Below are 25,233 nucleotides of genomic sequence, written 5' to 3'. Positions count from 1 at the left end.
GAGGGGAGTTGACCGGCCGGCTGGAACGATCCTGCATGCCTGCCTCGCCGTGCTCACGGTAGCGGGCTGCCCACCGCGCCGCTGTCGTGACCGATACCTGGAAACGTTCAGCGGCCCGCCGCAGCGGCAACTTTCCATCGACAATGCACTGAGCCAGCCGGAGCCGGCCCTTCGGCGTCAAGATCGCGTTAGCATGGGACATTGAAGACCTCCTTGTGAAGCGGACTCTTAGACAAGCCCCACTCCACTCGGAGGTCTTCTTTTTGTCACCTAACCACGCCGAGTGTCCCTAACGTCCATGGTCAATACACCTAGACGATGTCCTGCGTCTTGGCGAAGCGGGCGATGGCACGCTGGGTGCCGCGGCTCGCGAAAACCTGGATGAGCGTACTGACGAAGGCCGAAATCAGCGCGAAGGACAACGCTGAGCGGAGGCTCGTTTCCATATCGTCGTGGCCCGTGGGCGGTTTGTTGCCCGTGGCCTTTTCCCAGCCCTTGTTGACCAACTTGGTGCCGACGAATCCGGCTGCCAGGCTTACTCCGGCACCCAGCAGCTTGAAAAAGAGGTTCATGCCCCCAGCCTAGCCTCACTTCCAGGTGGGTTGGGACTAGCGGCGGTTTTCCCGTTCTTTGAGGAAAGCTGCCATGGAACCGCGTGGTGCAAGGACAGGAACAACGTCGTGATCGGCTTCCCAGACGGCATCCACTGTTCCGAGGCCGGCAATTTCCTTGAGCAGGTAATACGTGGGTGGCATCAGCTGCAATGTACCGGAAGCTTCAGCCGTCAGGATCCCGTCCACAGGCATCCAGAGTGATTGCCACGCTTCGGTGGTTTGATGCTGGGGTTCTGCGTCCGGAGCAGGCTTGGCTACGTAGAAGTAGGTATCGAAACGCTTTGGCATGTCCGTCGGCGTGACCCAATTGGCCCACGGTCGCAGATCTGAGGCATCAAGGGTAAGTCCCGCCTCCTCCCAAACCTCCCGCAGGGCAGCCGTGAGAACCATGCCCGACTTTGCCGGTGCGTGTTCGGTATCGACGGCGATGGAGGTCAGGCGCCAGTCTGCAGCATGCCGTTCCAGCAAGTCAGCCGGGTAATCCCATCCGTCCTGGTCCGCGGCATCAACCCGGCCTCCCGGAAAGACCACCATGCCGGCGGCGAAGTCCATAGTGGTAACCCTGTGCTGGACGAACGCTTCGAGCCCGCCCGGGGCGTCGCGGAGCAGGATGACGCTCGCAGCAAGGCGCGGTTGGGGAACCGGGATGTCCGTAGTGGGAAGGTCCGTCATGAAATACCCCTTTGCCGCGTCGATTCTGCTGGATCATTCTCTCAGGTGTGGTTGCCAGCCGATTTGTGACTAACCCCCACCTCCCACGAACACCCACAGGTGTAAACTGAACCACGCCCATAAGGGCAGATTAATAACGACAGGGGAGCGCCGCCGTCGGACCTTGCAGAGATGCAGGAGACGCGAGGGCGCTGAGAGTGCGGACAGCCGCAGACCCTCGAACCTGATCCGGTTAGTACCGGCGCAAGGGAGTCGAGCTTCTCAGAGTGTCCGGATCCGGTCGGCGCAGGCCGACCGGGGGTTTCCGGGGAGCACTTTCCCCTCCTGTACCTCAGGAGGCAGAAAAATGACCACGGCAAGCGTGAAGAAAACCAGTTATAACTGGCGTGTTGTAGACATCGTGGTGGCAGCTTTGATTGCCATCGCCGGCGGCGTGATCTTCTGGGCCTGGTCCCAGGGCGCCGCAATCGTATCCATCCCCATGAACGCCACGTATCCGCCGCTCACCGGTTTGATCGCCGGTGGCTGGATGATCCCGGCCGTCCTGGGCATGCTCATCATCCGCAAGCCGGGCGCAGCCCTGTTCTGCGAAGCCGTCGCCGCCACCGGCGAACTCATCATGGGTTCCCAGTACGGCACCACCGTCCTCATCTCCGGCATCCTCCAGGGATTGGGCGCAGAACTCGTCTTCGCTGCGTTCAGGTACAAGAAGTTCGACCTGTCCGCTGCACTCCTCGCAGGTGCTGGCGCGGGCCTCTTCTGCGGTCTGAACGATTCCTTCCTGCCTTGGGGCTGGAACATCGCCTACGAAGCGATCGACAAGCTGGCCTACATCGCCTTCTGCACGCTTTCGGGTGCGATCATCGCCGGCGCGCTGTCCTGGGTTGCCACCCGCGGGCTGGCCAAGACGGGCGTCCTCAGCTCCTTCGCGTCGCGCAAGGCTGCTTCGGAGCCCGTCTTCAACTGATGCCTGCGAAAGAAGGCAGCAACCAGCAAAGCAGCCACCAAGTCCGGCCTGCCGCCATCACCGCCCAAGGGTGGGGATGGCGGCATGCCGGGCGTTCCACACCCGCCATCCAGGACCTCGATCTCCGGATCGAGCCTGGCGAGCGTGTGCTCCTGCTTGGTCCATCAGGCGCAGGGAAGTCCACACTGCTCCATGCCCTCGCCGGTGTACTGGGTGACGAGGAAGACGATTCGGATGAGACCGGCTCGCTGTTAATCGACGGCGTCGCTCCCCGCGAACAGCGCGGCCGCGCAGGTCTGATGCAGCAGGATCCGGAAACCCAGGTGGTGCTCTCCCGGGTGGGTGACGACGTCGCCTTTGGCGCCGAAAACCTGGCCGTTCCCCGGGATGAAATTTGGGCGCGCGTCCATGAAGCGCTCGACGACGTTGGGTTGCGAACCGCTGCAGGCGGCGGTTTGGCACTGGATCACCCGACGGCGGCCCTCTCCGGCGGGCAGAAGCAGCGCCTTGCGTTGGCTGGCATCCTGGCGATGCGGCCCGGGCTGATCCTGCTGGACGAACCCACGGCCAACCTGGATCCAGTGGGTGTGCTTGAGGTTCGCGACGCCGTGCAGCGCTGCCTCGACAAGACCGGGGCCTCCTTGGTTGTTGTGGAGCATCGTGTGTCCGTGTGGAAGGACCTGGTGGACAGGATCGTGGTCCTCCAACCGCCCTCGGCCGGGGGCGGTGTGCTCCTGGACGGCCCCCCGGATCAGGTGCTAACTGAAGCCCGCACCATGCTGATGGCCGCGGGAGTGTGGGTGCCGGGGTATGTTCCGGCTACTCGCGCCCGCAGGACCACAGCTCAGGCATTGGGCGGCCAAGAATCCACCGCCCAACTTCTCCTCGTGGCACAGGACCTGGCTGTTTCCCGTGAAAAGCCACGCCGTCGCCGCTTCAAAACCATCCCGCCCCTCCCCGTGCAATCGGGTATCAGTGCACAAGTCAGGGCGGGCCAGGCGCTCACCATCACGGGCCCGAACGGCGCCGGCAAGTCTACTTTTGCACTCACATTGGCCGGCCTTCTGGCGCCCGTGGACGGCAAGGTGAGTGCCGCCGTCGAGCTTTCCGAAGGAGCTGGAATCGACCCTTTCATGTGGAAGGCGGATCAGCTGATTTCGCGAATTGGCACCGTGTTCCAGGAACCGGAGCACCAGTTCGTCACGGGCAAGGTCCTGGACGAGCTGATGTTCGGACCAAAGCATCTGGGACACGGTGAAGAACGCGTGGATGAATTGGTGGAGCGTTTGCGGCTCACGCACTTGGTGGATGCGAACCCTTACACCTTGTCTGGCGGTGAGAAGCGCAGGTTGTCCGTGGCTACGGTCCTTGCGGCCCATCCCAAGGTGCTGGTGCTGGACGAGCCCACATTCGGACAGGATGCCAACACCTGGGCCGAACTGGCATCCTTCCTGTCGGAACTCCTCGACGCTGGAACGGCTGTTGTGTCCGTGACGCACGACGAAGAATTCAGTGCGGTCCTTGGCGGCACGGAACTCCGTCTGGATCCGGCGGCGTCGCACGTACCGGACCCGCACGTCCCGGACCCACGCAGTGACGTAGCCCACCAGGAAGCCGGTGCCGCATGAGGGACGCCCTGAACCTGCGCGGCAACCACGCCCTCCTCACACGGGCCAACCCTTTGGTGAAGTTCGTCTCCGTGTTCCTCATTTCGCTGGTGCTCGCGTTGTCGATCGACTGGGTATCCGCTTCGACTGCCCTCATCGCCGAGCTGGCCCTGTTCCCGCTGGCTGGCCTCACACTCCGGCTTCTGTGGCAGCGGGCCTGGCCGCTCATCCTTGCGGCAGCGATTGGCGGCTGGAGTACCGCAATCGTGGCGGCTGACAGCGGGGCTGTACTGCTCGACGTCGGACTCTGGTCCATCAGCGAAGGTTCCCTTCAGCTGGGACTGGGATTCATGCTGCGCGGTTTGGCGATAGCGCTGCCAGCGATCCTGCTGATGACCTGCACGGATCCCACCGACCTGGCTGATGCTCTGGCGCAGAAGGCAAGGCTGCCACACCGCTTTGTCCTTGGATCGCTGGCCGCGATGCGCCTGGTGGGGTTGATGGCTGAGGAATGGCAGACAATCGGCATGGCCAGACGCGCCCGCGGAGTGGGGTCCCAGGGCAGCCCGCTGCAACGGCTGAAGGCAACACTTGGACAGAGCTTCGGGCTGCTGGTCCAGGCGGTCCGGCGGGCCTCTCGGCTGGCCATCACCATGGAGGCACGTGGTTTTGGCGGCGGGCAGAGAACGTGGGCCCGGGAATCCACCTACTCGCTTCTGGATGTCTGGGTGCTCCTGGGCGGCCTCGTCATCGCTGCAGCTGCGGTACTCACTGCCGTCGGCGCTGGAACGTGGAGTTTTGTCTGGCGCTAGCGCTTCCAACTACAGATATCGCACTATGCGGGTAGCGTGTGATGTTTACCGCTGAATCAGCGATTTGTTGTCCGCTTCTAACTCATTTGTGATATTTTTTTGAGTATGACGCAACCTACCGCCGAACATGTAGGCCTCCTGCTCCGCAACGCGCGAAGCGAAAAGGGCTGGACGCAGGGGCAGTTGGCTTCTGAGCTGGGAACCAGCCAGAGCGCTATCGCCCGAATGGAGCAGGGCAAACAGAATCTCAGCCTCCGAATGATCGAACGGTTGGAGGCCATCTTCGGCCGCTCCATCGTCAAGGTCGGCAAACCGCAGATGACGCACCTCCGGGTGGAAGGCGGTCACACGCTATCCGGTGAAGTGGATGTCAACAGCAGCAAGAATGCCGGCGTGGCCCTGTTGTGTGCCAGCTTGATCAACCGGGGCACCACCACGCTGCGTCGCTTGGCCCGCATTGAGGAGGTCAACAGGATCGTTGAGGTGCTGACGTCCATCGGCGTCGAATGCACCTGGCTCAACGGCAGTGACCTCCGTATCCGCAGGCCTGAAGTCCTTGACCTTGAGTCGATGGACGTGGAGGCTGCTCGCCGTACACGCAGCGTCATCATGCTGCTCGGGCCGCTCCTGGACGAGACCGCCGAGTACCTGCTTCCGTATGCCGGTGGATGCGACCTCGGCACGCGAACCGTCGAACCACACATGCAGGCATTGCGCCAGTTCGGGCTCACTGTGGGGGCAAAGTCCGGCTTCTACTCCGTGGTTGCACCCCCTGCTGATGGGCACGACCGTTCCTTCGTCCTCTCCGAACGTGGCGACACCGTCACCGAGAACGCAATCATGGCTGCTGCACACCGTGAGGGCACCACCGTGATCCGTAACGCGAGCCCCAATTACATGGTCCAGGATCTTTGCTTCTACTTGCAGGGCCTGGGCGTCACCATCGAGGGCGTCGGCACAACTACATTGAAGATCACGGGCCGGTCATCCATAGATGTGGAGATCGAGTACTTCCCTTCAGAGGATCCCATCGAGGCCATGAGCCTGATCACTGCGGGCATCGTGACCAACTCCGAGGTCACCATCCGCCGGGTACCTATCGAATTCATGGAAATCGAGCTGGCAACCCTGGAACAGATGGGCCAGAAGCTCGAAATCTCAGGCGAATACATGGCCCGCAACGGCAGGACGCGTTTGGTGGATGTCACCACCAAGCCCTCCGAGCTCCACGCGCCACAGGACAAGATCCACCCCATGCCGTTCCCTGGGCTCAACATCGACAACCTGCCCTTCTTCGCCGTGATTGCGGGCAACGCCGAGGGCCAGACCATGATCCACGACTGGGTCTACGAGAACCGCGCCATCTACCTGACGGAGCTCAACAAGCTGGGCGCCCAGGTGCAACTCCTGGACCCGCACCGGATCTACGTGAACGGTCCCACCAAGTGGCGGGCCGCGGAGATCGGTTGCCCACCAGCCCTGCGTCCGGCAGCCTGCCTGCTCCTGGCGATGTTGGCTGCGCGTGGAACCTCGGAGCTTCGCAACATCTACGTGATCGAACGTGGTTACGAGGACCTCGCCGAGCGTCTGAACACCATTGGCGCCAAAGTGGAGTACTTCCAGGACTAGGCACGCTTTTCTGCTGGATCATCCAGCTTGCCACGTGGGGTGGAGCCCGGATTTCCCGGGGACGCCACGTCGGCAATGGAGGGATGGTCCAGCAGAATTTCTCCGGCCGCATGAAGCAGAATGGTGCCATGCGGACTTTCGGGGTGGAGGAAGAGCTACTCATCGTCGATCCTGTCACGGGCGAGCCCTTGGCCCTCGCGGATGCGCTGCTGGCAGGAACGGAACCCGCGCCTGAAACAGGGATGGGGCTGAGCCACGAACTGAAGCTGGAACAAATCGAAACCCAGACCCGCCCGTGCCATAGCTACAGTGAGCTCCTCCAGCAGATCCGGCGCGGACGTGCGATGGCCAATGACGGAGCCAGGAAACACAACGCCCGGGTGGCCGCGCTTGCCACGTCACCCCTGGCTAAGAACACCCATACGACTCCAGATCCGCGCTTTGCCGTGATGCTTGAACGCTTCGGGTTGACGGCCCACGAGCAACTGACGTGCGGCTTCCATGTGCACACTGCCGTGGAGTCGCCTGAAGAGGGCGTGGTGGTCCTCGATCACATTCGCGACAAACTTGCTGTTTTAACGGCCATCAGCGCCAATTCCCCATACTGGCGTGGGCTGCCCACGGGTTTCGAGAGCTACCGGATCCAGGCCTGGAACCGGTGGCCGACGTCCGGGCCTTCTGCCGTTTTTGGCTCCTTGACTGCCTACCGGCGCATGGTCCAGCGCCTCCTGGACACGGGTGTGCTCCTTGACGAGGGCATGATCTACTTCGACGCCCGCATCTCCCGCAACCATCCCACCGTGGAAGTGAGGGTGGCTGACGTCTGCCTCCGCTCGGAAGACGCGGCATTGATCGCAGTGCTGGTAAGGGCATTGGTTGAGACTGCTTCCCTGGAAATGCTCGACGGCGTTGAGCCCGCCTCAGTCCCGACGGCCCTGCTCCGGATGGCGAGTTGGCAAGCGAGCAATTCGGGACTTCGCGGAGACCTCCTGGACTTTAGCGACTTCCGTCCCCAACCGGCCGCAGATGTGGTCTGGGCATTGGTGGATTATCTGAGCCCCGTCCTGGACGACCAAGGTGAACTGGAACTGGTGAAGGCTGGAATCTCGGACATCCTTGAGCGCGGGAACGGAGCCCGGGAGCAACGCGAAGCAGCAGAGCGTTTCAACAATCGGCAACGTGAGGCACAAAATCCGCCGGGGAGTCCGCCCAGCAATGAGGCGCTGGGAGCGGTGGTTGGACATGCGGTGAAGATGACGCTTCGTGGCGCTACCGCAGACTCGCACAAGGATCCGGCCCCCATCCTGACCAGGGTCCGCCGGCCCTAGGCTTCAGTGGGATCTGTCTCTTCCCATGTCATCAGGTACGCCCCAGTCAAGCCCTCGACCAGGTAGAACACGAATGGTGGGATGTCCTTCTTGGCCACAAGGATGGCGCCGTAGATGGGCGCGCTGGCTGCGGCCGTGACCCCGATCCATCGTTTGGCGGGCGACGCCAAGAGGCTTCCGCCCAGCGCCACCAAGGCAAGAACGTGGAGCCCGGAGTAGGCGAGGAATGGCGCATTGGATCCCCGGCCGTAGGCAAAGCGTTCCAGGTCCGAGGCCCGGCGGGACAAACTCGACACAAAGAGCGGTGCCCCTGCCAGCAAAGAGACCGCGGCTGCAACAGCCCACCGCTTCGCCCGTCCGCCCGGAAGACGACGGGCAAAGGCTGCGAATCCCACAGGCACCGCGACGGTTCCAGCCGCTGCGAGGTGCTGCCCAATAACCCAGCCACGCTCGCCGGCCTCAAGCATACGAAGACGTTCGGCGGCGTCGGGAGTGATGTAAACGCGCGACACCGGCGAAATACCTGCAAACCAGATCGCCGTGCCGGCAACGATGACCGCTCCGGCACGGCGATAGGGATGATTCCCGCTCATGCGAGACAGGTTAGACCTGCTTGAGGGCCTTCTCCAGATCCAGAATGAGATCGTCTACATCTTCCAGGCCAACGGACAGACGGACCACGCCGTCGGTCAGCCCGATGGCCGCGCGACCTTCCGGACCCATGGCCCTATGGGTGGTAGTGGCCGGGTGCGTGATGAGGGATTTGGAGTCGCCCAGGTTGTTGGAGATGTCTATGACGCGCAGACCGTCCAGCAACGCGAACGCGRCATCCTTGGCGGACCGCCCGGAAGAAGGCAGCAACTCGAATGTCAGCACGGTACCGCCGGCCTTCATCTGCTTTGCAGCGAGCTCGTACTGCGGGTGCGATTTCAGCAACGGGTACTTGACCCAGCTGATGGCGGGTTGCTGCTCAAGCCATTCCGCGATTTTCAAAGCGGAGGCCGAGCTGTGGTTCACGCGCAGGCCGATGGTCTCCAGTCCCTTGGTCAACACCCACGCGTTGAACGCGGAGAGCGACGGTCCGGTGTGCCGCATCAACTGCTTGACCGGGCCATCGATGAATTCCTTGGTGCCCATGATCGCGCCGCCGAGGACGCGCCCCTGGCCATCGATGTGCTTGGTGCCGGAGTAAACAATGACGTCTGCGCCCAAGTCACCGCAACGCTGCAGCAGGGGAGTGGCAAAGACGTTGTCGACGACGACGGTCGCTCCCGCTGCATGCGCGAGCTCGCTGACGGCGGCGATGTCCACGATTTCCTGCATCGGGTTGGACGGCGACTCGAAGAACACAGCGGTGGTGGGTTCGGAGAGGGCAGCACGCCACTGATCGAGGTCGGGACCATCGACAAACACGGTCTCTACGCCCCAGCGCGGCAGGATCTCATTGAGGATCACGAAGCACGAGCCGAACAGGGAGCGGGCGGCAACCACGCGATCACCCGCAGCCAACAGGGCACCCAAGGCGGTGAACACAGCGGACATGCCGGACGCCGTCGCAAAGCAAGCCTCGGTTCCTTCGAGCAACCGCAACCGCTCTTGGAACGTGGCCACGGACGGGTTGCCGTAGCGGGAGTAAACGAAGCGTTCGTCCTCGCCAGTGAAGGCGCGTTCGGCGGCGGCAGCGGATTCGTAGACGAAGCCGGAGTTCAGGAAAACGGGTTCGGACGTCTCCTGGAAGTTGGTACGGTCAAGGCCACCGCGTACTGCCTGGGTGTCAGGGCTCCAGCTGGCGGCATCGGGATTGAAAGTCACTTAGTCGTTCCCCAGGTTGGTCGGCAGGCCACGGTTCTTCCAGCCGTTGATGGTGCGTTCGCCATACCGGTCCGGGTCACCTTCGAAGCCCTCTAGGACGTTGTAGGCGGTGAATCCGGCCTGCGTCGCGGCGATGGCAGCAGAGATGGAGCGCTGGCCTGAGCGGCAAATGAAAACGAGTTCCACGCCCTCGCCCTCAGGTGCCTGCTGCTGCAGGTCCTCGAGGAAACGGGAGTTGGGAATGCCGCCGGCGAGGTTCCACTGAATGAACAGGGGATCGTTCTCTGTGGCTTTGGTGTCCGGAATGCCGATGTGTGCCCACTCGGCCTCGGTGCGGACGTCTACCAGGATTGCGCCTTCTTCAAGCTTGGCCCATGCGTCCTGCGGGGTCAGGTCACCTGCGTAACTCATGCGTGTCCCTCGAATGCTTCTTCGTCGTCGTCGTTCTCCAACTGGTCAACAGCATTCGCGACGGCGGCGTCTGCGTTGGCGATGGCCGTGGGCAGCACGACGGCCTGCGCCACGATGACATCCGTGCCATTGAACGTGGCTGCCGGGCTGCCGTGGAGCACGTAGCCGTCGGCGAGGGCCGTGGTGATCCGCTCGCAGAATTCACGGGTATCCGGACCTGTAATCAGGCGGTAGGAGAGTTTTTCTTCAGTGGGTTCAGGCATTGGCTGGTGCTCCTCAGTCACGCTTGCAGTTCGAAGTGTCGATACGCCGAGTAGTCACCTGAGGCACCCCGCCGGAGAGAGGGTTGCCGACCAGCAAGTCAGGGCTTGGCGCTGGTGCTCATTACTCAAGAAAAACGTAACATCCCGCGGCGGCGGCCCGCACTTGCAAGCGGTTACGCGGCCGTCATGTTGCGTAACCGGCCGGTGCTGGAGTAGCAGCCCAAATGTGACGCCCCGGGAGCATAATTGACGCAGTACGACCCCCTGTAACTTCGCAAGAAATCAGGTCGCGGTGAACGGACAAGGCAGCTCTACACTCAAGCCCATGCTGCATTTTGGATGGTTCGTGGGGCACGGGTTCGGTGTCCAGGGCTGGGGAACACCCGGCTACAGCCTGGGCTACGACTGGAAGAAACCTGCCCTGTATCAAGACGCCGTGCGCGCGTTTGAGCAATCCGGCCTTGACCTTTTCATCATCGAGGATTCCCTTACTGTTCCTGATACTTATGGCGGCACTGCCGAGGTCTCGCTGGCACACGCCTCCTTTGCGCCTAAGCATGATCCTTTGGCGCTGGTCCCGTACCTTCTTTCCGCCACCGAGCACCTTGGAATTGTGCCGACGGTCAGCGCATCGTTCTACCCGCCCTTCACTGCCGCCCGGCTCCTGGCCACGCTGCAGCACTTCTCCGAGGGGCAGCTCGGCTGGAACGTTGTCACTTCCGGCAGTGACCTGGCAGCACAGAATTACGGTTTGGACCAGCAGATTGAACACGACCTTCGGTATGAGAAGGCGGAGGAATTCGTCGACGTCGTACGGAGGCTTTGGCGGAGCTGGGAACCTGACGCGGTGCTCGAGGACGTTGAGGCCGGCAGATTCGCCGACCACACCAAAGTGCACCCTATTAACCACCAGGGCGACTTCTTCAAGGTCCGCGGTCCGCTGAACACCGCACCTCTGACGGAGGAGCCCGTACTGGTTCAAGCCGGTGCTTCTCCTCGGGGCAAAGCGTTCGCGGGTGGGCATGCCGATGTGGCGATCGCCTTGGCGCGTGGCGTGGACGGCATGAAGGCCTACCGGGATTCCATCCGTGCCGAGGCTGCCAAGGCGGGCAGGAACCCCGACGACGTCAAGGTACTTTTCGTGCTCAAGCCCACCGTGGTTGGTTCATCAGCCGAGGCCGAGGAGTTGCGTGCACAGCGCCGGGAGCTTACCCAGCGTGATATCGACAGCCAGCTCAACTCGATCTCCTACCTGTCCGTGATCGACTTCAAGCAGTTCGACCTCGATGCGCCGTTGCCTGAATTGAGCACCAACAGCAACCAAGGCACATTGGAGCACTTCGCCAAAGCAGCGCCTCCGGGGTCTACCCTGCGCCAGATCCTTCAGGCACGCAGCGGTGGTGCCGGCGATTCGATCATTGGCACGGTTGGTGAACTCGCGGACTACCTTGAGGAGACTGGCGAGGCTGTGGGTGGCGACGGCTTCCTCTTCTCTGGCTTCGTGGACCCCGTCACCGTGCACGGAGTGCTGGACAAGCTCACTCCCGAACTGCGACGCCGTGGCCTGTTGAGGAAGAGTTACGGCGACGGCGGCTTCCGCCAGAATCTTCTGGACTTCTGACCATGTCTTCCGAACCAATCCCCTCCGAGCCCATTTCCTCCGAGCCCAGGACCCTGTTGATCGGCACATCGCCGGTGGACCCTGAAAGCGTGGGGCAGGCTGCCTTGGATCCGGCGTTTCACGTGAAACTCAACCAAGATGCGTTGTCTTTGATCACCCTCTCACGCGAAGTGTTGGAGCGCGCTTCGACGTCGGGGCAGAGAATCTACGGCCTCAACACACTCCTCGGGTCCGGACGCGATACGGCTGTAGAGGAGAAGTCGGTCCTGGCGTACCAGATCCAGGTAGTCAGGTACCACAACAGTGGTGTGGGCGACTATCTGGACCGACCATCTTCCCGCGCTGTGATCCTCGCACGGCTCATCGGTTTCAGCCGCGGCGGCTCCGGTGTCCGCCCGGAGACGGCCCAGTTTTATGCCGAACTGCTCAACCGCGGAGTTCTACCCGCCATCCCGCGCGACGGCTCAGTCGGCTCGTCGGACCTCACCCAACTCGCCGCCGTCGCCGCCGTTGCCATCGGTGAAGGTGAAGCGTTCGATGCGGACGGCACCTTGGTGCCCGGGGCCAAAGCGCTCGCCGACGCCGGTCTACAGCCGCTGCGGCTCGCGCCCGGTGAGGCCCTGGCCCTGGTCAGCGCAAACGCCTACTCGGTGGGGGCCGGCACCCTCGCCTTGGTGCGCCTGCAGCAGCTGGCGGAACTTGCCGACGTCGCGCTTTCGCTGTCCTTGGAAACCATTGCAAGATACGACGGCGGCGGGAACCTCAGCCCGTTTTCGCCGGTTATTCAGGCGGGAAAGGCGGTGGACGGGCAGAAGGACTCGGCGGCCGCGGTACGTTACCTGTTGCGCGGCGGCTGGTTAGAGGACGTTCGTCCCGAAGTCTCGGTGCAGGACGCTTTGTCATTCCGTGCTGCGCCCCAAACGCATGGCGCTTTTCGTTCCTTGGTTTCACAGCTTGGCGCTGCATTGAGCGTGGAGTTGAACGGGCGAGGCGACAACCCGTTGGTGGATATCGAAACGGGGCACATGGTGTCCGGCGGGAACTTTCAACCGATGCAGCTGGCTCTTTCCTTTGAGGGCCTGCGGCTTGCTCTGGCGCACGTGGGCATTTCCAGCGAGCGGCGTATCGCCAAGCTGTATCCGCCACAACGGGTGATCCGGGCGAGGCATCTGGACGCTGCCGCCAGGCACCAGGAGGATGCGTCGTCGAATGGGGTTTCTGAGTCCGGGCCGGCCGCAGGCCTTGTGGAGGAGGAGTTGCCCGGGTTGCTCTGGTACTCAGCAGCTGGACTGCTATCCGAACTGAAGTTCCTGGCAGCGCCGGCGACGCTCGGGGCACCCACCCTCTCGGCCGACGTCGAGGACCACTCCACCTTGGCGCCGCTGGCATTGCAGCAACTCGAAAAGTCCGTGGAGGCTTTGGAGAAACTGCTTGCCATTGAGGCGCTGACGGCGTCGTATTTGCTGCTCGAAGCGGGAGCCGCGCAGCCGCTCGGGAAGGGGACTGGCGCCGTCGCGGGCCGGCTGGCTGATGTGCTGGCGGATCGGCCGTCGGCTCCGGATCTGGTGGAGCGCGCGCGACGTGAATTGCGTGATGTGGTGGCGCAGGAATTGCCGCCTACGCCTCAAAGGGAGGGGACCACGTGAGTACCGCAATCCGCAAACATGGCGCACACTCGGCGGCGGGGTTGCCTGATGGGCTGGATGCCTCCGTCCTGGACAAAGTGGGCAACACTCCGCTGGTGAAATTGGAGGCGCTGGGCCGTGGATTGGGCAGCACCATCCACATCAAGCTTGAGTCCGAGAACCCAGGCGGATCGATCAAGGACCGTACTGCGTTGAGCATGGTCCGGGCGGCCGAGCGCTCCGGAGAGTTACAGCCGGGCGCAACCATTGTGGAAAGCACCTCCGGCAATACCGGCATCGGTCTGGCGCTCATTGGGCGGTTGACGGGGCATCCCGTGGTGGTGGTCACCGGCGACACCATCTCCCAGGAGAAGCTCGCCGCGCTCCACAGCTACGGGGCGCGCGTGGTCCTGACGGACTGGAGCGCGCCCTCAGAATCGCCGGAGAACGCCCGCGCTGTGGCAGCGCGCATCACGGCTGGGACGCCTGGTGCCTGGCGGCCCATGCAGTTCGATAACCCTGCCAATCCAGCCGCACATTATGAAACGACAGGACCGGAAATCTGGGAGCAGACCCACGGGTTGGTTACGCATTTTGTGGCCGGCATCGGAACCGGCGGGACGATCAGCGGCAATGGCCGGTTCCTGAAAGAGAAAGTTGCAGCTTTGCGGCCGGGCGGGCACCTTGAAGTGGTGGGCGCCGACCCCTACGGCTCCGCCTACAGCGGGGGACATCCCGGCGAGATCCTGGTGGACGGTGTGGGTAACTCCTGGCCCCAGGCTGAATGGCCCAAGGCCTTTGACCGCTCCATTGTTGACCGTTTCCTGCGCATTCCTAACGACGAGGTCTACTCCACGGTGCATCGGCTCCTCGACGAAGAAGGGCTTGCGCTTGGTCCGTCATCCGGGCTCGCGGTGGCCGCTGCCCTGCGGGTGGCGCGGGCCGCGCCCCACGGTTCCGTGGTGGTGGCCATAGCCCCCGACGCCGGCACGAACTACCTGAGTAAGGCCTTCAACCCGGTGTGGCTGGCAGAGCACGGAATCCACCTGGCCCGCGACGCCACCGACTAGCACCCTCTCTCACATCCAACGGCTATTGGGCGGTTGCTCTCTCACATCCACCGGCTTTTGGCCGGTTGTTCTTTCACATCCACCGGCTTTTGGGCGGTTGCTCTCTCACGTCCGCACCGCCACGGGGTGCACCCGCCCTCCAACGGGCGCACCCCGAGCGGCGCTTAGCCGGCCGCGAGCCTCCTGATCAACTCCGACTGACCAGGGAACTGCGCCACGAGTGCCTCCACATCTTCACTCGTGGGCTTCGCGGAATCGCTCGGTTCGTAGCCGGGCGACAGGCTGCAGCTGATCAGGACAAAGCCGTCCCCAGCCAACTCGGCCCCGAACCACGTGGAATGCGGCGCCGCGCCATGCAGGATTTCACCAGCGTCCGGGTCCGGACCGAAGACCGTTGATGAGTATCCGTCTGTCTGCGAAAAGACGTGCAGCCGTATTGATGCACCCAGATGGAAGAACCACAACTCGGCCTGCTTCAAGGTGTGCAACTGAAGGACTTCGCCCGCCTGCAGCAGGTACCAGTTGGAGCTGTACAGCGGATGGTCACTGCCGAAACGCGGAGGCAAGGCYGGACCAGCGATCAACTCGTCGCTCACCATTGCCGGCGCGAACCAGCCGCCAACGCCTGACGGCGTCATGTCCAACCGCTTGATCCATTCCTTCGCGTCGGGGCTGGCGGAGTCCGGGCTGGCTGAATGCGGGCTGGCTGAATCCCGGTTGGCGGAGTGGATGCCCGGGCGCCCGGCCGCCAGATTCACGTCAGTCATTGGGAGGATCCGCCAGTGAGAAGCAGACCGTGATCCCGATGATCGCGCCCGTGTCCAGCGACCGAAGGAGCCCCTTCTGGGTCACGATGTGCACGTTCACGTTCCCGCCATCCTTCAGCGGGACTTCGATGACTTCGTGGAAGTTGAGCAACGGCCTGCCACTCGTCATCACCTCCTTGTCATGGGCAACATGGGCCGCCCGTGAGTCCTGATGCCCGATCAGTTGGTCCTTGGTCATCCCCACGAGGTCGGCGAAGTTCTGGTTCACCCATAGGAAAACGGAGTTCGCATCCTTGACCACCCAATACACGCCGTCCTGCCTGTCCAGAACGTCGGCGACTGTCATCGGCGGCAAGGTGGGCAGGACTGCCGGATCCAGGGCCGGAACCGCGGTCACAGCGCAACTCCCGTACCGCCGTCGGCCTCCAACCGCTCGGCGAGGTCCTGCGTCAACGCAACCATGGTCATGGTTGGATTCCAGGACCCGCCGGTTGGCCACAATGAACCACCCGCTACGTAGACATTTTCGACGCCGTTGAGGCGGTAGTCGGTGCCGACGGTGGAGTCCTCCTCCTCGCCAATAGGAAGGCTCGAGCTCTCGTGCACGAGCCCCGGCACACGGCGTTCGGGAATGCCCGGCCGGTCCGATCCCCAGGTTCCGGTGTCCGGGTCGCCGTGCCAATACTCCACGTGATCCGCCCCATCGGGTGACAAAACGCGCTCCAACATCTGGAAGGTTCCCTCATCCATGGTGTCCCACGTGGCATCGTCCGTGGAGTTGGCCAGCACCTGCAAAGTCACGTTATTGGTGGGGTCCGCTCCGCCGGAGTAGCGCAGATGGTTTTCAGGGTTATCAATGTCCAATTCGCCCAGTACCGCACATACGAACACCAGGTAGTCCTCTGACGACTGGAGTTGGGCCAGCGACGCTGTTGCGACGACGTCGGGGGCATACCGCTCGGACTTCTGGGCGTTCTTGTCCGGGCTCCGGTCCGAAAGCACTGAAAGCTGCACGTGGTACTGCATGCCAGCGGGGCTCATGCCCGCCATGTAGATGGCAGCCAGTTCCAACTCTCCCAGGGCCTCACTGAAGTCAAAGTCCTTGCGGGGAACCCTTGCCACGACGGATGTGATGAAGTGGGCGCTGAACTGCTCACCAACTCCAGGTACTTCCGGGAAGGAATTGAGGACCAGAGTGGCAGGTGGCAACGTGCCCATGGCAAGCACCAGGTTTGCGTTTCCGATGTTCACCACGCCCCGGGTGGTATCGAGCGCTGTGGCCCGGCCGTCCTGCTGGATGATGCTGTTCACCGTGCAGTCGGTAATGATGCGGAGCGGCGATCCCTTCCCTGCCGCTGCCAACCGCTGCTGCTTGTCCGATAGTTCAAGCAAGACCGACGGCGTGGAGAATTTGGCGAAGTCAATGCCTGAGGTCGCGCCCGAAGCTGCTGCCAGCGGTGCCGGCATGGATCGGGTGGCGGAATCGATCTTGTGCAGACCCACCGCCAGCCGATCCTGAAGCGCCTTCTGCATGATCCCGTAGACCGGGCGGGTGTTGTTGATGAGATCAACGACGTCGGCAGACGCGCCGGCGTCGATTTGGTCGGCGCTGACCACATTCAGCAGGTCCTCTGCAGTGGTGAAATGCGCCTTTGCGGCATCCATGACGGTGCGCGGCCATCCACGCATCTCATCCTCTTCAGGGCGCGGACACCAGGCACTCCACATAATGGAGCGGCCACCATAGAAGGGGACCATGCCGTGCTGCCAGGAGATCTTGCCAGCGGGTTGGTTGGCCGTGGCTGCAGCCAGCGTCCACGGGAATGTTTCAGAAAGCCCGCCAAGGGTTTCGCGGTAGGGCAACGGAAGGTTTTGGAAATGCTGGGGCAAGAAGAACGGGCCCCGCTCAATAACCAGGATCCTGGCTTGCGGGTTAATCGTCAGGGTCCTCTCTGCGAACGCGTACCCGCAGAACCCGCTGCCGATGACTATATGGTCGAATTGCTCCGTTTCGCGGACGTCTTTCCATTCTTCCTGGCTAAGGAAGAATACGTGATCCATGACCTTCTGCGGAGACGGATCCTGGGGTCCGGGTGTGGGAAACCCGTGGTTGAAATTCTGGGACGAAGAAACTGCACTCACAATGATGCCCTCCATCAACATTCTGTTCTCACGGCGTAGTGAAAACAGTGTGTCCTGCCGGACAGAGAGGGAGTTCTCCCGCCCCAGCAGGGATCACTGCGCCTCAGTGAATCACTGTTGGAATGGGCGCGCAATAGATACTGGAAGCGTATTTATTTGCGTCATTGAGTGCGTCCATCATTTGCCATGATTAGTAGTCAAGTATCATTTTCAGTATGTGATGAAGTGGTCATAAATTAGTCAATAATGCGGGCTGGTGGGACGCGTTTGCACCGGATGAGGCTGGCATTCCAAAGCGGGGTGCTCTTGGGCGGCCCGGCACTCCGAGCCGGTTGCGCTAGGCTCCAAGCATGCCTGAACAGGAAACAAAAGCACGTCTCGCCGGCTATCTGGATAAGCAACAGCCCGAGCTTTACGCAACACTGAGCCACTATGCCCAGCAGGTGATTGGGGAAGCCGACCGGACAGGTGTCCCACGCCGGACCATCGAACTTCTGAACTACCTTGCCTCGCAGATCAATGGCTGCGCATTCTGCTTGGACCTGCACCATCGCAGGGCGTTGGGGTACGGCGAAACGGAACAGCGTCTGTCTTTGGTAGCTGTCTACAAGGAAGTGACGCTGTTCGAGCCGGCCGAACGGCTGGCCATGGAAATCACGGAGCAAATCACCCGCATGAGCACGTCACGGCCGAGCCCGGAACTCTTCGAGCGGGCCCGGGAACACTATAACGACGAGCAAATCAGTGTCCTGTGCATGGCAGCCATTGGAATCAATGCCTTCAACCGCCTGTCCATCCTGAGCGAGCACCCGGTCAGGACGGTCAAGCCGAAGTCCTAAATCTGGCAGGCCCTGTGGCGTCCTGACCTCCTTTCAAACAACATCAGCCCCTGGGCAACCCCGTAAAGGTTGTCCAGGGGCTGATTTGCAGGCAAAGAAGCTCAGGGGCCACGGCGACTAGACGCCAACCGCCTTCTTGAGTGACCGGCGTCGTCCGTACTTGAAGTAGAAGAACGCGTAGCAGGCGCCTACGAACGGGACGCCGAAGAGCAGTGCCGCCACCTGGTTGGGGTCGAACGCGATGCCGATCAAGGAAACTACGCACAGCGCGAACGCCAGGATCGGAACCAAGGGAAAGAGCGGCGCCTTGTACGGGAGCGTGCTGAGGTCGCCGCCGTTCTTGATAAACGTKCGCCTGTACACGAAGTGCGAGGCAACGATGGACATCCACACGCCCACGGTAGCGAAGCCGGCAATCGAGACAAGCACCAGGTACACGGTTGCCGGCGCAACGATGCTGCTGATCAGCGAGGCCAAGCCGCCGAGCATGCTGACGCACAAGGCAATCATTGGGATCCCACGCTTGGTCAGCTTCCTGAACGCCTTGGGTGCGTGTCCTTCGTCGGCCAGCGAGAAGAGCATGCGGGCGCAGGAGTAGAGTCCGCAGTTTCCAGCCGACAACAGCGCAGTGATGATCACGAAGTTCATGATGTCCGCAGCGAACGGAATGCCGAGCATCGAGAAGACGGTGACGAACGGGCTTTCGTCCACGCTGACCTTCTCGTAAGGGATGGTGGCGGCGATAACGGTAATCGCGCCGACAAAGAAGATCATGAGACGGATGACCGTGGTCCGCATGGCCTTGGGGATGTTGGCGCCGGGATTGGATGTTTCGCCGGCGGCCACACCGATCAGTTCGGAGCCCGAGAAGGCGTAGAACACTGCCAGGCAGGTGACGAACACGCCCGTGAAGCCGTTGGGGAAAAGCCCTTCGGGCGTGCTGAAGTTGCTGGTGAGCGAGGGGTATTCGCCTGCGGCGAGCGGGTGGAAGCCCATCAGAGCGGCGCCGCCCAGGATAATCAGGCCGACGACGGCGGCAACCTTGATGAGCGCGAACCAGAACTCAGATTCACCAAAGACTCGCGATGAAATGGCGTTCAGCGTGAACAGGACCGTGGCGAATACGAAGCACCAGATCCAGACGTCGACGCCAGGGAACCAGCGTTGCATGAGCAGGCCGGCCGCAGTGAATTCCGAACCCAGCGCCACCGCCCAGCAAAGCCAGTAGAGCCAGGCTGTCGCGAAGCCAGTGGCGGGTCCGATGGTCCGGGCGGCGTAGATGTGGAAGGCACCTGAAACGGGGAACGCAACGGCGAGTTCCCCGAGGCATGCCATCACCAGGTAGACCACCACGGCTCCGATGAGGAACGCGAGAACGGCGCCCAAGGGGCCGGCGGTGGCAATGGTGTAGCCCGAACTGACGAACAGGCCTGAGCCGATGACGCCGCCCATGGCAATCATCACCAGGTGCCGGGCCTCCATGGACCGGCGAAGTCCTGTCTGTGAGGCGCCAGTCTCCGACTGGGCCTCGGGTGCCGATGCCTCGGCTGTTGTGGGGGAGCTGTGTCCCATATTCCCTCCGGGAAGTTAGCCAGCAAAGTCTGAAGTGGTGTCAGGCGGACGTGATCCAACTAACACGAGAACAAGATTCATCACACGACGGACACCCATTTCAAGGAGGATAAGGAACGTGATTGAACCTCTGTGAAGCTCAATGCTGAGGCAAAGAATTCCTTATCAATGAGTCATGCGAGCAATTACTCTACTTGTGATCTGCTAAGTTCCAAGCGGAGCAGAGTAGGCCTCAGTCTGGCCGGCCGGAATTACTCGATTCCGGCAAACAACTCATTCAGTTCTTCTGTGAGCTGCTTCCGGACAGCGGGCGTGCCGATCTCCTGGCCGTTAATGTGATTCACCGGCGCGATCAAGCGGATGCTCGATATGAGCCAAACGGCGTCGGCATCGAACAGGTCCTGTGGCACCAGCGGCCCGTAGCCGAGCTCCCACCCGGCTGCCTTTGCGGCGGCGAAAAGGGCGCCCTGCGATGTGCCGGGCAGGATCCCGCTATCGTGCTGCGGCGTGATGAGCCGGCGAACCGTCCTGACGGAACCTTCGCCGTCGTCGACTGTGTCCAGGTGGGCAAGCAACACGGTGGACGTCGGCCCCTCGAGGACACGACCATCCGTGGAGGTGAAGATGGCGTCATCTGCACCCTGTTTGTGCGCGTAGCGCAGCGCCGCCATGTTCACGGCATAGGACAGTGTCTTTGCTCCCAACAGCAGCCACGGCGCACGCTCACCGGCCTCGGTGTCAAAGCCACGGTCCAGAAGTACGACGTCGATGCCCGTCTCGCGCTGCCGGCGGCTGCCCGCGGGTGAGGGCGAAGCCTGTACCCAGCATGTGGGGCTCGCCGCGCCTTCAATTCCACGGGTCACGATCAGCTTGACGACGACTTCGTCCTCTTCGGGCGTGGGTGCCGGGTAATTACCGCGGAACTCTGTAATCGCCGTGTCAATTGCTCGTCGCCAGGCATCCTGCTCCGGGATCGCCAAGTCCAAAGCCGCCGCGGAACTGCCCAAACGGTTCAAATGTGCCTGCACTTTGCGTGCGCGTCCCTGGACGGCGAGCAGCGACTCGAACACGCCATCGCCACGGGTAGCGCCGAGGTCGGTGGCCATGAGCTGGGGCTGGCTGGAATCGGCAATGCGGCCGTTTTCGAAGGCTGGGTCCAGGAAAACGAGGACCGTAGGGGCAGGTGAAGTCATGCTCCAAGCTTAGTGCGGCCCTCCAAAGGACCGGGCGGATAGGCTGTGGTTACCGTTAGTTCTTGGACCGTGGGGGTTGTGGAGTGCTTTTTCCTTTTCCGATTGGCCTGGAGTGGACGTGGCTTCTGGGTGCTTGGGCCATTGCGGAAGTCATCATGCGCATCGTTCTGCTGGGCATCATCCCCGGTAACCGTCGCCCCACTACGGCCATGGCCTGGCTTCTGGCTGTTTTCCTCGTCCCGACCGTAGGATTCGTGCTCTTCCTGCTTTTTGGAAATTTCCGCTTGTCCAAGCGGCGGCGTCAGCAGCAGGAACAAGTTAATCATCGCGTTCGGGCGGTGACCTCTGACCTGTCCGATCCTGTGAGTACCTATTCCGGCCCGGAGTGGGTGAAGTCCGCAGGTGAGCTGAACCACCGCCTTGGCTCGCTGCCCATGGTTGACGGCAACAAGGTGGAGCTCATTCCTGGTTATGAGGAGTCCATCAAAGCCATGGCCGAGGCCGTGCGGGGAGCTACGGACTATATCAACGCGGAGTTCTACATCATGAGCAGCGACTTCGTGACGGACGAGTTGCTCACCGAACTGGAGAAGGCCGCCGAGCGCGGTGTCACCGTCAGGTTGCTCTTCGACCACATCGGAACGTTGCGCATCAAGGGCTACCGTCGGCTGGTCCGCCGGCTCAAGGCAGGCCAGATCCAGTGGAAGCGAATGTTGCCCCTGCTTCCGATCCACGGCCAATGGCGCCGCCCGGACCTTAGAAACCACCGCAAGATCCTGGTCATCGATGGGACACTGGCGTTCACGGRCTCGCAGAACCTGATCGAGCCGTCCTACAACAACCCCAAGCATCGCCGTGCGGGCCGTCAATGGGTTGAGCTCATGGCCCGGCTCGAGGGTCCCATCGTGGCCACCCTGAACGTAGTTTTCGCCACGGACTGGCTCAGCGAAACCGACGAGTCACTCGAAAGCCAGCTTCGCCTGCCCTCCCAACCCTCCCCGGGGAACGTCACCGCCCAGGTGGTCCCAAGTGGTCCGGGGTTCGCCACGGAGAACAACCTGCGCCTGTTCAATACGCTGATCTACTCGGCGCAGCACAGGATCTCCATTTGCAGCCCGTACTTCGTGCCCGATGACTCCCTGCTCTACGCCATCACCACGGCGGCCCAGCGGGGCGTTGATGTGGAACTCTTCGTCTCCGAAAAGGGCGACCAATTCCTCGTCCACCACGCCCAGCGGTCCTATTACGAGGCTCTCCTCGGAGCAGGTGTCCGCATCTACCTGTACCGCGCTCCGTACGTACTCCACGCCAAGCACTTCACCATCGACGACGAAGTTGCGGTTCTCGGCTCCAGCAATATGGACATGCGCTCCTTCTCCCTGAACATGGAGGTTTCGGTGATGCTCCTGGGCGCCGAAACCGTGAACCTCATGCGGGCCGTGGAATCCACGTATCGCGAGGTATCCCGTGAGCTTACGTTGGATGACTGGATGGATAGACCCCCGTTGGCCAAGTATGTGGATAACGTCGCGAGATTGACGGCGACGCTCCAATAGGCTGCTCAGCCTGGGAAGTCAGCCCCCAGCGTCGACAACACGCCAAACGCCTTGGTCCGGATCTCTTCGTACTCGTCATCTGCCACAGAATCTGCAGTAATTGCCCCGCCGACGCCAAGGCTGAGTGTTCGCACACCGTCATCGTCCGGATTGACCACCAGGGTGCGTATCACGACGGCGAGGTCCGTGGCAGCGTTCAGGGAGAAGTAGCCGATCGCTCCTGAATAGATACCGCGGGGGCCCGCCTCAAGCTGGTCAAGAATGTCCATGGTGCTGATCTTCGGCGCACCGGTCATTGACCCAGCCGGGAAGGCGGCAGCCAAAGCCTCTGCCCGCGGAGCGCCCGGTCGAAGGTGCGCGTCCACGGTGCTGACCATTTGATGGACCGTGGCGTAGCTTTCGATCGCGCACAGCCTGCTGACCGTCACCGAGCCTGGAATCGCGAAGTGGCTCAAGTCATTGCGCAGCAAGTCCACGATCATGATGTTTTCCGCGCGGTCCTTCAGCGAGGTCTCCAGGTCGCGGCGCAGCTCGGCGTCCTCCGTGGGGTCGGCGGAACGCCCACGCGTGCCCTTGATCGGCTCGGCCCGCATGCCGCCGTCGGAGAGAATCCGCAGGAAGCGCTCGGGCGAGGTGCTCGCGACAACCAGCTCGCCGAACCGAAGGTAGCTGGCAAATGGTGCCGGATTGCGGCGGCGCAACGCCCGATAGCTCTGCCACGGATCAAGCCCGCCGGCAGGGGCTTCAAGCATGGTGGTCAAGCAAATCTCGTACGAGTTGCCTTCGCTGATTTCATGCTGGGCGTCGGCGATCTTGCTCTTATAGTCCGTCGCGCTATCCCGGCAGGTAAATTCCGGAGCCGCCCCTTGAGCGGACACGACGGCGGCAGTCGGGGCGGCTGAAGCAGCCCCGACGGCGGTCCGAGCCTCGTGCAACCACTCATCGGCGTCGGGCGCGTCCAGGGCGAGCAACCACACAGTGTTTTCCCGATGATCCAGCACCACGGCCCGCCCAGCGAAGAGCAGCGCGGCATCGGGAGTCTCGGCTTGGACGTCGTTGCCCCCGGTTTCCCGCTTGAGTTCGTAGCCCAGATAGCCCAGCCAGCCGAGCGTGAACTGGCCATCGTAGCCGCGGGGTGCCCGCACGGCCCGGCGTCCCCAAACAGAATCGAGCCAGCGGAAGAACGGTCCGGAAGTTTCCACAGTGGCTGTTCCGGCGGTCACTTGGGTGATTCCCGCGCGGTGTTGGACGGATTGGCCGAACGTGCCGCCATCGTCTGCCAAGATGCTGAAGCGGCTCCGGGCAGCAGCCTGGGACGTCCCTGAAACTGCGGAAGCGTTGGAGGAATCCAGCCAGACGGCATTGGTCGAGGAACCGCAGAGGTTCTGAAAGAGCGCCTCGGCGTCAGGAACGGCGCTGATCTTTTCGGACCGGAGCTGCAGTCCTCGACGCGCGCTGAGTTCCRGCGAGAGGATCGCTGACAACGACGGCAAGTACCGCATTGCCTGCAGGACGTCGTCCGGGGCGTTGCCATCCGCGAGGTTCTGGACCCGGATGTCTGCTGCGCCGATTACCTCGTCAGCTTCGAGCCAAATATCCTCTTGGGCAGCCCAGCTGTCCCAATAAGGTTCGTAGGTATTTCCGTCACGAGCCAAAGCCCGACGACGGCGATCGTCACCGGGGGACTCGACCCACACGATGGCGTCCAGCATGGGGCGTGCCGCGTTCGCTGCGGCGCCAACGCCCTCCACGATCACGATTTCGGCCGGCAGCGTTACGTGCAGCGCGCCGTCGTAATGTCGTTCCCAATCCCAGCTGACCCATTCTGCCGCTTCCCCTTGGCTCAAAGGTGTGAGGACCGTCGCGACGTATCTTTCGATGCCCGTGGCAAGGCCGTTCCATCCGGGATAGATGTCTTCCAGATGGAAAAGGGAAACCTTGTGGTGCTCCCGAAGGCGGGCCGCCAGTTCAACGGCCAGCGTGGTCTTGCCCGCGCCGGACCGCCCGTCCACGGCGATGATCACGGGTGCAGGGGTCATGACATAGAGGTTACCTGCTGGTGCTCGCTGGCTTCGTTTCGGGCATCGCTGGGGCTACGTCCGGAGTCTCCTGTTGCCTGTTCTGTAATTGCGGCGCTCACGTAGCGCACGATGCCTGGAATAGCGGCTTTGATAAGGGTCCAGGTGTTGTCGAAGTCGGTGTGACCGCCGTACCAGGGATCCTCGATGCCCTGATCCAGGGAGCTGCGCCCAACCATCACGGGATCGAAGCTGCGCAGCATCCGGACTTTGGCCAAGGATTCGCGATCCGGAGCGCCCTCCTGAAGCCAGCCGAAATGATCCACGTCCAATGCCAGGATGAGATCCCGCTCAGCGAACCACTCGCGCCTCCAGTGGCGTGCGACGTGGTCCTCCGAAGCGATGTGGTGGGCGGCCAGTTTGCGGGCTGCCCGGGGATCGATGGGGTGCCCCACCTCGTACCCGGTGGTGCCCGCTGAGTCCACCAGTATCAGCTTGCCGAGCCCTTCCGCTTCGAAGGCTTCGGTAAGCATGAGCGCTGCCATGGGCGAGCGGCAGATGTTTCCAGTGCAGACCGTGATGATGCGGTATGGGCTCGTCGTTGAGTACATGCAGCAAGCATGGTTGATGGCACCCCTTTTTGGCTAGGGGCCACTTCACAACGGAGTCACTTTTCCTGTCAAAGCTGTCACAGGGTGTAGGGGGCGCGCAGTGA

The 25,233-nt window shown here is 62.3% G+C and carries 24 protein-coding genes and 2 riboswitches; of the genes, 10 read left to right on the top strand and 14 right to left on the bottom strand.

What is annotated here, in order from left to right; translation table 11 throughout:
• The 3 genes from AB4Y87_RS05420 to AB4Y87_RS05410 all read right to left on the bottom strand — a co-directional run.
• A partial coding sequence (locus tag AB4Y87_RS05420; protein ID WP_442003401.1) for a helix-turn-helix domain-containing protein occupies positions 1–202 on the bottom strand: 202 nt, incomplete at its 3' end.
• A 109-nt stretch (positions 203–311) separates the two neighbouring features.
• Positions 312–572, bottom strand: a complete 261-nt coding sequence (locus AB4Y87_RS05415; protein WP_216926797.1) for a DUF4235 domain-containing protein — start codon at positions 570–572, stop codon at positions 312–314.
• Between the two features lie 36 nt (positions 573–608).
• Positions 609–1,286 carry an NUDIX hydrolase gene (locus AB4Y87_RS05410; protein ID WP_442003400.1) on the bottom strand — a complete coding sequence of 226 codons (678 nt, stop codon included), beginning with the start codon at positions 1,284–1,286 and terminating at the stop codon, positions 609–611.
• 131 nt (positions 1,287–1,417) lie between these two features.
• Positions 1,418–1,554, top strand: a riboswitch (TPP riboswitch).
• Positions 1,555–1,632: 78 nt separating this feature from the next.
• On the opposite strand from AB4Y87_RS05410, the gene AB4Y87_RS05405 reads away from it, so the two are divergent.
• From AB4Y87_RS05405 to AB4Y87_RS05385, 5 genes are all read left to right on the top strand, one after another.
• Positions 1,633–2,253, top strand: coding sequence for an ECF transporter S component (locus tag AB4Y87_RS05405; protein ID WP_442003399.1), 621 nt, complete (start codon positions 1,633–1,635; stop codon positions 2,251–2,253).
• Positions 2,253–3,881: an ABC transporter ATP-binding protein gene (locus tag AB4Y87_RS05400; RefSeq protein WP_442003398.1), complete on the top strand. Its 1,629-nt coding sequence runs from the start codon at positions 2,253–2,255 to the stop codon at positions 3,879–3,881. Before AB4Y87_RS05405 ends, AB4Y87_RS05400 begins: the two co-directional genes overlap by 1 nt.
• Positions 3,878–4,672 (top strand): energy-coupling factor transporter transmembrane component T family protein, encoded by a 795-nt coding sequence (locus AB4Y87_RS05395; RefSeq protein ID WP_442003397.1) that lies wholly within the window; start codon positions 3,878–3,880, stop codon positions 4,670–4,672. Before AB4Y87_RS05400 ends, AB4Y87_RS05395 begins: the two co-directional genes overlap by 4 nt.
• Positions 4,673–4,777: 105 nt before the next feature.
• The gene (locus tag AB4Y87_RS05390; protein WP_442003396.1) at positions 4,778–6,301 is read left to right on the top strand and encodes a UDP-N-acetylglucosamine 1-carboxyvinyltransferase; all 1,524 of its coding nucleotides are present in this window, start codon (positions 4,778–4,780) and stop codon (positions 6,299–6,301) included.
• A gap of 128 nt (positions 6,302–6,429) precedes the next feature.
• A complete protein-coding gene (locus AB4Y87_RS05385; RefSeq protein ID WP_442003410.1) occupies positions 6,430–7,629 on the top strand; it encodes a glutamate--cysteine ligase 2 in 1,200 nt (399 codons plus the stop codon).
• On the opposite strand, the gene AB4Y87_RS05380 is transcribed toward AB4Y87_RS05385, so the two are convergent.
• Genes AB4Y87_RS05380 through AB4Y87_RS05365 form a run of 4 tightly spaced genes read right to left on the bottom strand, consistent with a single transcriptional unit; the run spans position 7,626 to position 10,115 of the window.
• Positions 7,626–8,222: a hypothetical protein gene (locus AB4Y87_RS05380; RefSeq protein ID WP_442003395.1), complete on the bottom strand. Its 597-nt coding sequence runs from the start codon at positions 8,220–8,222 to the stop codon at positions 7,626–7,628. The genes AB4Y87_RS05385 and AB4Y87_RS05380 overlap by 4 nt on opposite strands.
• A gap of 10 nt (positions 8,223–8,232) precedes the next feature.
• Positions 8,233–9,441 carry an O-succinylhomoserine sulfhydrylase gene (locus AB4Y87_RS05375; protein ID WP_442003394.1) on the bottom strand — a complete coding sequence of 403 codons (1,209 nt, stop codon included), beginning with the start codon at positions 9,439–9,441 and terminating at the stop codon, positions 8,233–8,235.
• Entirely contained in the window at positions 9,442–9,852 is a 411-nt protein-coding gene (locus AB4Y87_RS05370) for a rhodanese-like domain-containing protein (RefSeq protein ID WP_442003393.1), read from the bottom strand.
• Entirely contained in the window at positions 9,849–10,115 is a 267-nt protein-coding gene (locus AB4Y87_RS05365; RefSeq protein WP_442003392.1) for a DUF1737 domain-containing protein, read from the bottom strand. The genes AB4Y87_RS05370 and AB4Y87_RS05365 overlap by 4 nt, the downstream gene beginning before the upstream one ends.
• A 14-nt stretch (positions 10,116–10,129) precedes the next feature.
• Positions 10,130–10,241, bottom strand: a riboswitch (SAM riboswitch).
• A 166-nt stretch (positions 10,242–10,407) separates the two neighbouring features.
• On the opposite strand from AB4Y87_RS05365, the gene AB4Y87_RS05360 reads away from it, so the two are divergent.
• Genes AB4Y87_RS05360 through AB4Y87_RS05350 form a run of 3 tightly spaced genes read left to right on the top strand, consistent with a single transcriptional unit; the run spans position 10,408 to position 14,431 of the window.
• Positions 10,408–11,736 (top strand): NtaA/DmoA family FMN-dependent monooxygenase, encoded by a 1,329-nt coding sequence (locus tag AB4Y87_RS05360; protein ID WP_442003391.1) that lies wholly within the window; start codon positions 10,408–10,410, stop codon positions 11,734–11,736.
• 2 nt (positions 11,737–11,738) lie between these two features.
• Positions 11,739–13,382: an aromatic amino acid ammonia-lyase gene (locus AB4Y87_RS05355; protein ID WP_442003390.1), complete on the top strand. Its 1,644-nt coding sequence runs from the start codon at positions 11,739–11,741 to the stop codon at positions 13,380–13,382.
• On the top strand, positions 13,379–14,431 hold the full coding sequence (locus AB4Y87_RS05350; protein WP_442003389.1) for a PLP-dependent cysteine synthase family protein: 1,053 nt from the start codon (positions 13,379–13,381) through the stop codon (positions 14,429–14,431). Before AB4Y87_RS05355 ends, AB4Y87_RS05350 begins: the two co-directional genes overlap by 4 nt.
• Positions 14,432–14,595: 164 nt before the next feature.
• On the opposite strand, the gene AB4Y87_RS05345 is transcribed toward AB4Y87_RS05350, so the two are convergent.
• From AB4Y87_RS05345 to AB4Y87_RS05335, 3 genes are read right to left on the bottom strand one after another with little or no spacing between them, the layout of a single operon-like run.
• Positions 14,596–15,198: a cupin domain-containing protein gene (locus AB4Y87_RS05345; RefSeq protein WP_442003388.1), complete on the bottom strand. Its 603-nt coding sequence runs from the start codon at positions 15,196–15,198 to the stop codon at positions 14,596–14,598.
• On the bottom strand, positions 15,191–15,595 hold the full coding sequence (locus AB4Y87_RS05340; RefSeq protein WP_442003387.1) for a PAS domain-containing protein: 405 nt from the start codon (positions 15,593–15,595) through the stop codon (positions 15,191–15,193). Before AB4Y87_RS05340 ends, AB4Y87_RS05345 begins: the two co-directional genes overlap by 8 nt.
• Positions 15,592–17,355: a GMC oxidoreductase gene (locus AB4Y87_RS05335; protein ID WP_442003386.1), complete on the bottom strand. Its 1,764-nt coding sequence runs from the start codon at positions 17,353–17,355 to the stop codon at positions 15,592–15,594. Before AB4Y87_RS05335 ends, AB4Y87_RS05340 begins: the two co-directional genes overlap by 4 nt.
• Before the next feature lie 335 nt (positions 17,356–17,690).
• On the opposite strand from AB4Y87_RS05335, the gene AB4Y87_RS05330 reads away from it, so the two are divergent.
• A complete protein-coding gene (locus AB4Y87_RS05330; protein WP_442003385.1) occupies positions 17,691–18,179 on the top strand; it encodes a carboxymuconolactone decarboxylase family protein in 489 nt (162 codons plus the stop codon).
• Positions 18,180–18,296: 117 nt separating this feature from the next.
• Here AB4Y87_RS05330 and AB4Y87_RS05325 read toward each other — a convergent pair whose 3' ends face one another.
• Positions 18,297–19,751 (bottom strand): amino acid permease, encoded by a 1,455-nt coding sequence (locus tag AB4Y87_RS05325; protein WP_442003384.1) that lies wholly within the window; start codon positions 19,749–19,751, stop codon positions 18,297–18,299.
• A gap of 251 nt (positions 19,752–20,002) precedes the next feature.
• Entirely contained in the window at positions 20,003–20,944 is a 942-nt protein-coding gene (locus AB4Y87_RS05320; RefSeq protein ID WP_442003383.1) for an aminodeoxychorismate lyase, read from the bottom strand.
• 83 nt (positions 20,945–21,027) lie between these two features.
• Here AB4Y87_RS05320 and cls point away from each other — a divergent pair, with 83 nt between their 5' ends.
• Positions 21,028–22,500, top strand: coding sequence for a cardiolipin synthase (gene cls / locus AB4Y87_RS05315; RefSeq protein WP_442003382.1), 1,473 nt, complete (start codon positions 21,028–21,030; stop codon positions 22,498–22,500).
• 5 nt (positions 22,501–22,505) lie between these two features.
• On the opposite strand, the gene pabB is transcribed toward cls, so the two are convergent.
• Positions 22,506–24,539: an aminodeoxychorismate synthase component I gene (gene pabB / locus AB4Y87_RS05310; protein ID WP_442003381.1), complete on the bottom strand. Its 2,034-nt coding sequence runs from the start codon at positions 24,537–24,539 to the stop codon at positions 22,506–22,508.
• On the bottom strand, positions 24,536–25,129 hold the full coding sequence (locus AB4Y87_RS05305) for a low molecular weight protein-tyrosine-phosphatase (RefSeq protein WP_442003380.1): 594 nt from the start codon (positions 25,127–25,129) through the stop codon (positions 24,536–24,538). The genes pabB and AB4Y87_RS05305 overlap by 4 nt, the downstream gene beginning before the upstream one ends.
• Positions 25,130–25,233 lie beyond the last annotated feature (104 nt).

The organism is Paenarthrobacter sp. RAF54_2, assembly GCF_052113945.1.
Classification (GTDB): domain Bacteria; phylum Actinomycetota; class Actinomycetes; order Actinomycetales; family Micrococcaceae; genus Arthrobacter.
Note: the sequence above shows the minus strand (reverse complement) of the source record. Positions and strands in the feature narration are given on the sequence as shown.